The sequence below is a fragment of the Streptomyces sp. MS191 genome, assembly GCF_008042125.1.
In the GTDB taxonomy this organism is placed as follows: Bacteria; Actinomycetota; Actinomycetes; order Streptomycetales; family Streptomycetaceae; genus Streptomyces.
Genome location: NZ_RDBI01000090.1, coordinates 1 through 7779, shown reverse-complemented (window position 1 = coordinate 7779; position 7779 = coordinate 1). Strand labels below are relative to the sequence as shown.

At 69.4% G+C, this 7779-nt stretch carries 2 protein-coding genes and 2 pseudogenes; 2 read left to right on the top strand and 2 right to left on the bottom strand.

The features are described 5' to 3' along the window. Positions 1–172: pseudogene (locus EAO71_RS35130) on the bottom strand (ferritin-like domain-containing protein); the annotation flags it as partial. A 16-nt stretch (positions 173–188) separates the two neighbouring features. Between EAO71_RS35130 and EAO71_RS35125 the strand changes: the two are divergent. After that, positions 189–1001 carry a hypothetical protein gene (locus tag EAO71_RS35125; RefSeq protein WP_147981883.1) on the top strand — a complete coding sequence of 271 codons (813 nt, stop codon included), beginning with the start codon at positions 189–191 and terminating at the stop codon, positions 999–1001. 143 nt (positions 1002–1144) lie between these two features. On the opposite strand, the gene EAO71_RS35120 is transcribed toward EAO71_RS35125, so the two are convergent. Then, positions 1145–4306: a DNRLRE domain-containing protein gene (locus EAO71_RS35120; RefSeq protein WP_147981882.1), complete on the bottom strand. Its 3162-nt coding sequence runs from the start codon at positions 4304–4306 to the stop codon at positions 1145–1147. A 558-nt stretch (positions 4307–4864) separates the two neighbouring features. Between EAO71_RS35120 and EAO71_RS35115 the strand changes: the two are divergent. Beyond that, a pseudogene (locus EAO71_RS35115) lies at positions 4865–7779 on the top strand (sugar-binding protein); the annotation flags it as partial.

The window sequence follows — 7779 nt, the reverse complement described above, 5'->3', positions numbered from 1 at the left end:
GGTTGTCGTTGATCGGGTAGAGCATCCCGATCTTCTCGTGCAGGAAGCGGCCGTAGATCTCGGCGTGCCGGGCCTCGTCCATCGTCTGCGTCGCGGAGTAGAACTTGGCGTCCAGGTCGGGAACGGACTCGACGATCCGGGCCGCGCAGACCATCGCGCCCTGCTCGCCGTGACGTAGCGTGCCCGGCATGACCATGCCGCCTCCGTACAACCCCCCGCCCCACAACCCGTACGCCGGCCAGGTGCCGCCTCCGCAGCAGCCCGGCCCCTACGGGCCGCCGGCCCCGCACGGCTTCCCGCAGCAGTACCCGGGAGCTCCGCAGGGCCAGGGGGCGTGGGGGCAGCCGCCGATGGGGCCGCCGCCGAAGAAGAAGATGTCGACGGGGGCGATCGTCGGCATCGTGCTCGGATCCGTGGTCGTGGTCGCCGGGCTCGGCTACGCCGGCTCCCGTGTCATGTCCGGCGCCGACGCCCTGAGTTCGTTCCCCGAGGCCACGCACCGCCTCGTCGTGCCCAAGACGCTGCTGGACGGCGAGTACGAGCTCACCAAGGACGCCTCGGAGACCGAGGGCAAGGAGGTCGAGGAGACCTACGACCCCTCCGTGAAGGACGCCAAGGCGGCCATCGCCCAGTACACGGGCGAGAAGGACGCCGTCCTCGTCGTCTCCGGCTTCTCCGGCCGGCTGCGGGACCCCGAGGGTGCCCGGGACGCGATCCTCAAGGGCGCCGTCGACAAGCAGTCCACCCTCGCCGTGCCGCCCAAGGACTTCACCCCGGCCGGCGCGGACGTGACCGTCACCTGCCAGGTGACCCGGTCCAAGGACGTCATGGGCAGCACCACCCTCCCCATGTGCGCCTGGGGCGACGACAACACCGCCTCCTTCGTCGCCGTCGTCACCACGGAGTCGGCCACCGCCGACCCGAAGACCGTCGACCTGGCCGCGCTCGCCGAGACCACCGCCAAGGTGCGCGCCGAGATGCGCAAGCCGATCGGCGGCTGACCACCGGCCGATCGCCCGCCGGCCCGCGGACGGCGGGCGGGAGCGGAACGGAGCGGGCGGAGAGACGGGGGAGCCCCCGGCGCGTGGCGCCGGGGGCTCCTGTGGTGCGAAGCCCACCAGGGCTTCTGTCGTGCGGACGGCCGTCAGCTCAGCGCCTTGAGGGTGCGCCAGTCGCTCGTGAGGACCGTCTTGGCCGGCGGGTTGGTGTTGGTCGTCGACGGGTAGTACACCCGCATCTGACCGTCGACACCCGAGCGGGCCCAGATGTCCGGGATCCCGTCGGCGTTGACGTCCGGGATGCCGATCGCGGTCGAGACGTTCGCCTCGGTCCAGCTCGTTCCGTACTGGACGTCCCCGTTGAGGGAGTTGTTCGCCAGCATGAGCGAGTTGAGGTCGACGCTGCCGGCGACGGAGCCCGGCTTGCCGTGGCGGACGTACATGTTGCCGTTGTCCAGGTTCCGCCAGAGCAGGTCCGGCGTGTTGTCCAGGTTGATGTCGGCGACGTTGACGATGTCCCGGCGCTCCCAGGCGTCCACGTTCATCAGCGTGGCCGTCTGGAAGGTGGCGCCGGTGTAGCCGGACAGCACCCAGAACGCGGGGCCGGCCTTCAGGAACAGGTCGGGCAGCTTGTCGCCCGTGACGTCGCCGACCGCCTTGAGCTGCGTCCACGTCGACGGCGCGGGCGCGTTCGCCGGCAGGCGGACCTTGATCCGGTCGTCGACGTTGAAGCTGCCGTAGCCGTCACCCGGGTACAGCCAGAAGCCGCCGTCCGGGGTGCGGGCGAACAGGTCGGTCGTGCCGTCGCCGGGGTAGACGTCCCCGTAGTGGGCGATCAGCGCGGCCTTGCCGGTGGCCGGGTCGTACCAGTGGCCCGCCGGGTGGAGCTTGCCGCCGGTGCTGTACGAGCCGGCCAGGCTTCCGTACAGGTCGCCGCCCGGTCCTCCGGAGTAGGAGAACAGGTTGCCGCTGGCATTGATGGCCAGGATGTCCGGCTGGCTGTCGCCGCCCACGTCGTGGGGACCGTCGGCGTTGTCCTTGGGCTGGACGTACGTCAGGTAGTCGCCGCGGACGCTGGGGTTGCCCAGGGAGTCGTAGGCGTACAGCTGGAGCCAGTTCGGTCCGGCGTGCGGAGGCCGCAGGTCGGGCACGGTGGCGGAACCGTTGACGGCGGTGACGTACTTGATGTCCAGACCGTCGAAGGCGTAGCTGAACTTGGCCGCGCCCGGCGAGCTGAACGTCATGGCACCGGTGCCGCCGAACTTCACCGTCGCCCACGTCGCGCCGTCGGACGTGGCCCGCTTGAACGGGGTGGTGTCCTCGTCGACGACGGGCGTCGGCGGACCGGAGCCGTCGATGGTGATGGCGCACGGCGTGGTGCCGGCCGGGAAGTACGTCGACACGGCACCGACGGTGTCCTCGGCGCGCACGTCCCAGTAGTAGGTCTTCTTGTCCACCAGCATCGTGGTGCTGGGGACGACGACGGTCGACGCGTAGCCGCTGGACAGGTTGGTGGCCAGGGTGCCGGTCGGCGCGGTGGTGCCGGCCTCCCAGATACGGAAGCGCAGACCCTTCAGGTTGTTGTCCGCGTCCGTGGCCTTGGCCTTCAGGGTGAGGTTGGTCCTGCCGACCGTCCGGCCCGGGGAACCGACGACGCAGTCGCCACCGGGCGACGTCGTGCCGTTGGTGGGCTCCGTCGGCGTGCGGTTGTAGTCACCCTCCAGAACCGCGGACGTGGCGCGGAACTTGCGCCAGGTCTGCGTGTCGGACTCGGAGGTCGCCCGCATGCCGAAGGTGATGTTCGACCAGCCGTTGTCGGCACCCTTCTGGGCCGCGGCCTTCACGTCGAACGCCTCGTAGTCGTCCGGGCAGGAGCTGGAGGACCAGCCGTGCGCGAAGGACTGCGCGTCCAGCTTCGTCGACCAGCTCGGCTGCGCGTTCCAGGTGGTGCCGGAGGAGATCGCGCCGGTCAGCCAGAAACTGAACTCACGGGTGGTGCACGACCACGAGTGGTTGTTCAGCACCTTGAAGGTCGCACGCGTGAACGTCGCGCCCTCGAAGCTGCTGGAGAAGCCCATGCGCCAGAAGGAGCGGCCGAGGCCGCCGGTGTCCGACTCGTAGCCGACGCGGGCGTCGGAGGTGCCGGAGGAGAAGTTGGTGCCGTTCCAGAAGCTGCTGCTCGGGTACGGGCGGTAGGCCGTCGTCCATGCCTGGTACCCGCTGTTCAGCGGCGGGTCGATGAAGACCGGGAACTTCACCTTCTCGTCGGTGAAGAGGGTGGTCTCGGCGGTCTGCAGGCGCAGGTGGGCGTCGCCGGTGTTCTCGCCGTCGAGCCGGATCGGCAGCGGGGCGGAGCGCGCGCCGGGCTCGATGCCGGTGAGGCCCGAGAGCTTGAGCACGTCGGCGGGGGTGGCCGTCGACGTGCGGGGGGTGGACTGGCCGGGCGGGAGTTCGGGATCGCGGCCGCTGGAGTCCCAGCCGAAGGGGGTCGGGATGGTGCCGACCTCCTTACCCGCCTTGTCGAGGACCTGGACGCGGCTGGCCTTGGCGTCGTGCCGGAACGTGGCCGTCCTGGACGTCAGTCCGTAGGAGACGGTGGCGAGCGCCTTGTTCTGGGCGGCCTGGCGGTTCTTGACGATGAGGAGCTGGCCGAAGCCGCCCTCCTCACGTGCCACGAGCAGCAGGTCGACGCCGGGCATGACCTCGGAGTAGAGGGCGCGGGGGCCGTCGAGGACGGGCTCGGGCAGGGTGCCGGGCCAGGTGTAGGCGATGGTGTGGCCGCCGAGGTCGACCTCGGCCAGCGTCGTCTCGCCGGGCTGCGGTGCGCGTGCGAACGAGCGGTCGGCCCGGGTCGCGTCGTTGCTGCCGCTGGAGAAGCGCACCGGGACGGCCGGGTTGGCCGGCGTGATGCCGAGGCCGCGGGGGGCCTTCTTCGTCCGGGTCAGCTTGTTGTCGATCGGGGCCCACTGGCCCTTGGCGTTCTTCGCCCGCTGGGGCAGCGCGTGGATCCGGGTGCGCAGCTGCCCGTTCGGCAGCGCCCAGGTGAGCTCGGTGGCGGTGGTCGCCGTGTCGACGAGCACCTGCTTACGGGTACGGCGCGCCTCGGCCATCGCGGTGGCCTCGTCGCGCGGGCCGGTCGAGGCCGGCTTCGCTTCGGTCGCCGAACCGCCGTGGGCGGTGGGCGGGGTGTCGGGTTGCCACCAGGGCAACAGGGCAGCGGTGAGCGCGGCCAGAACAAGGCCGAGCGTCAGTGACAGCCGTGTGCGCGTGCGCACGAACGGGCTGAGAAGGCGAGGCGGCGCGGACACGGCGGTCTACTCCCGTGTGGACCAGGGGATGGGGGACAGCACAGACAGCCCCGTACGGCATGCCGCGGGGCGCGCACACGATCACACACTCGCTACAACCCGTCCACACATGAGAACTTTATGAAGTCGTTACGCATGCCTGGCAAAGCCTTGGCTCGTGGCCATGTTTGCGTTTGCTTAAGGCATTTCGCGAACCCCTATCGGCCCGAAGGGCCGGTATGCCGCATCCGCCGGAAAGATCGTCCGAGGCGCCCTCTGGCCCGAACTACGGCGTGAGACAACTCACTTGGATGTGGGAGCACTCCATTTTCCGGCATTGATTTGTGTGGCGGTCATGACAGAGAGTGCGCACGCACGCGCCTGAGACAGGTGCGTGCTCTTTGGTGTTTCCGCACCTCATCCGTTGTCTGTTTGCCTGCGTGGGAGTCGACGCATATGCGTGCTTCAGGTTCGCTGTCATGGTTGGGGCGCAGACGCCTCGCCTTGACGGAGTCACAACGACGAAGTCGGCGGCGAAGCCGCACGGCGATCGTCCTACTGCTGTCCTCGACGCTGACCGTGACGAGCCTGGGCGGGCAGGCGCTCGCCATCCCCGGCCCGGGCATGAGCCGCGAGCAGGAGAACGCGCAGGTCGACCTGCCGGACCTGCCCGAGGCCACGGAGGCCGACGGGGACTCGACCGCCGAGAAGGCGCTGACCCTGGCGCCCGAGGTCCCGGTCGACCCGTACGACCCGAAGGCCGTCACCCCGTGGGTGGGCGACACCGGCAAGGCCACGCTGACGGCGCAGACCCAGCCGGGCGACACCGTTCCGCTCGACAAGAACCTCCCCATCGCCATCGGTGTGCCCGAGGGAACGGACGCGGCCACCCTCGCGGGTGAGTGGACCGTGGGCCTGGCCGCTCCCGAGGTCTCCCAGGACGCGGGCGTCTCCGGTCTGGTCATGAAGGTCACGCCGCCGGCGACGGTCGACCCGGCCGCGCAGGTCTCGCTGAGCGTCGACACGACGGCCTTCGCCGACCTCTACGGTCCGCAGGCCGCCGACCGCTTCGGTCTGGTCCTGCTGCCCGAGTGCGTCTACTCCGCCCCGACCGAGGGCGAGTGCGCGGACGACGGCGGCGTCGAGCCCATGGCCGGCAAGGACGGCGCCGACTCCTTCGAGCGGCTGCGCAGCACGGTCACGATGGTGGCTCCCAAGGACGCCCCCACCAGGACCACCGCCGCGAAGAACGCCAAGGCCCGCAAGATCCTCACGGGCACGGTCCCCGTCGCCAAGCTGCTCGACGAGGGCACGCAGGCCACCACGACCAGCGCCTCCGCGCGGACCGGTGCCCTCCAGGCCGCCGACTCCTCCGGCGGCAACTCCGTCGGCCTCCTCGACACCGGTTCCTCGGTGCAGGGTGACTTCACCGCGTCGCCGCTGCTGTCGTCGGGTTCGTGGTCGGCGGGATCCTCGTCGGGTGCGTTCACGTACTCGTACCAGGTGCAGACTCCGGAGACCGCCGGCGGTCTGATGCCGAAGGTCGCGCTGTCGTACTCCTCGCAGTCCGTGGACGGGCGTACCTCGTCGACGAACAACCAGGCCTCCTGGATCGGTGACGGCTGGGACTACAACGCGGGCTCCATCACGCGTACGTATGTCAACTGCCGTCAGGACTCCAAGAAGGCCGGCTCCAACAACGCCACGCACCGCACCGCKGACCTCTGCTACGGCTCGGAGAACGCCACCCTCTCGCTCGGCGGCATGACCACCGAGCTGGTCTGGGACGAGTCCAAGGGCAAGTGGTTCACCGGCAACGGCGACGGCTCGAAGATCGAGCGGGTCAAGGACACCTCCACCGACCCGCGTTCGGGCATGAAGGACGCGGACGGCGAGTACTGGGTCGTCACGACCAAGGACGGCACGAGGTACCACTTCGGCCTGAACAAGCTGCCGGGCTGGTCGGACAACGGCACCGCCGCCGACGACCCCTACACCGACTCCGTCCTCGCGACGCCGGTCTATGGCAACCACGCCGGTGAGCCCTGCTACAAGGCCGGCGACTGGGCCCACTCCTACTGCAACCAGGCCTGGCGCTGGAACCTCGACTACGTCGAGGACGTCCACGGCAACGCCATGTCGCTGTGGTGGAAGCGCGACACCAACTACTACGCGCGCAACTTCAACTTCAAGTCCCCGGTGGAGTACCACCGTGACGGCTACCTGTCCCACATCTACTACGGACAGCGCAAGGACACGATCTTCTCGGCCACCGCGCCCGCGCGGATCGGCTTCGAGGTCAAGGAACGCTGCTACGACGTCGGTACGGTGACCTGCACCGACACCAACTTCAAGTCGAAGAACCCGGGCGACTACCGGATCTGGTTCGACACCCCGGCCGACCTGCGCTGCGAGTCGGGCAAGAAGTGCTGGAACGCCGGACCGACGTTCTGGACCCGCAAGCGCCTGGACAAGATCACCACCTCCGCCCAGCGCCGCACCGACACCACCGCCCGCCAGGTCGTCGACGAGTACCAGCTCAGCCAGAGCTTCGCGGAGCTGAAGACCGGMCCGAACACCGCGCTGTGGCTGGAGTCGATCCAGCGCACCGGCTACGCCCGCAACGGCTCCACCGACGCCTCCGTCAAGCTGAACTCGGTCCGCTTCGAGTCCAACAGCGACGACATGCCCAACCGCGTCCTCGCGGTCAACCCGCAGCGCCCGGGCTTCTCCCGCCTGCGCATCGCGCGCGTGATCAACGAGTACGGCGGCGAGACGGTCGTCAAGTACAAGCCGATCACCGGCAAGTGCGCCACCGGCGGCCTGCCCGGCAAGACCGACACCGCGGCCCTGAAGTCGAACACGGAGCTGTGCTACCCGTCGTTCTGGAACCCCGACCCCGAGGTCGAGGACATCGACTGGTTCCACAAGTACGTCGTCGCCTCCATCGAGGAACTCCCGAACATCGAGGGATCCTTCGGCACGAAGACGGCCTACGAGTACAAGAACGCCGGCTGGAAGTTCGCCGACGGCGAGTTCACCAAGAAGTCGACCCGCACGTACTCGCAGTTCGCCGGCTTCGAGCAGACCACCGTCCTGACCGGCCCGGACAAGGCCGCCGAGGACAACGGCAACGAGGGCGAAGGCATCGCCGGCCTCGACAGCCCGCGCACCAAGGCCGTCACCCGCTACTTCCGCGGCATGGGCGACACGGTGTCCGTGAAGGACATCACCGGCGCCGAGATCGCCAAGGACAAGGAACCCTTCGCCGGCCGCGTGGCCGAGGAGCTCACCTACACCAACGCGACCGACGCCGACTCCAACTGGCTGACGCGCAGCATCACCAAGCTGGACGCGACCGAACTCGCCAAACGCGACCGCGACGACGGCCTCGACCCGCTGAAGGCCTGGCGCGTCACGGAGCCCGAGGAAATCGCGTACACGAAGTCCTCGGGAACGAACACGGACGACCCGCGCACGCTGCGCGAGGTCCG